The 556-nt window shown below is 69.8% G+C and carries 1 protein-coding gene and 1 pseudogene; both read right to left on the reverse strand.

The genetic code is table 11. The features are described 5' to 3' along the window. Positions 1–142 (reverse strand): 3-hydroxyacyl-CoA dehydrogenase NAD-binding domain-containing protein (locus CEK66_RS20275; protein ID WP_152238077.1); only part of this gene is annotated, 142 nt, incomplete at its 3' end. 34 nt (positions 143–176) lie between these two features. Further along, a pseudogene (locus tag CEK66_RS20280) lies at positions 177–556 on the reverse strand (TetR/AcrR family transcriptional regulator); the annotation flags it as partial.

The following is a 556-nucleotide window of genomic DNA, read 5'->3' on the forward strand; positions in this document are numbered from 1 at the left end:
CGCCATCGGCGGGGCCTTCCTTGGCGGGGAGGTCGAACAGCACGGTGTCGACGCCGGCGTTGGTCAGGTGCGCAGCGATCTGCGCACCCATCACGCCCGCGCCCAGGACAGCGGCACGGCGGACGAGCAGGGGATTGGACATAGCGATCAGCCTCTGTGGGTCAACGTTTGCGGGATCAGGGAACCGAATGGGCGAGGAAGCCGGCTTCGGCGAAACGGATGAGTTCGCGGGCGGCGTGGGCACGGTGCGCGCCCTCGCTGACGCCGGCGGGGCGCTTGATCAGGCCGAAGTCGGCCATCGCGTAGGTCAGGGCGCCGGCCAGGAAATCCAGGCGCCAGTACAGTTCCTGCTTGCTCAGCCCGGGCACGCAAGCGGCGATGGCCTTGCCGAATTCGCGCAGCACATGGCCGTAGTGGTCGGACAGGAACTGGCGCAGGCTGTCGTTGTTCTCGGCATAGGCGCGGGCGATCACCCGCACGAAGGCGCCGCCGCTCTGCCGCTCCTGGGCCATCGCCAGGGCCGGCTCGACGAAGGCGGCCAGCACCGGGCCGAGCT

Origin of the sequence: Xanthomonas sp. LMG 12460 (assembly GCF_009192895.1) — a bacterium.
Lineage (GTDB): Bacteria > Pseudomonadota > Gammaproteobacteria > Xanthomonadales > Xanthomonadaceae > Xanthomonas_A > Xanthomonas_A sontii.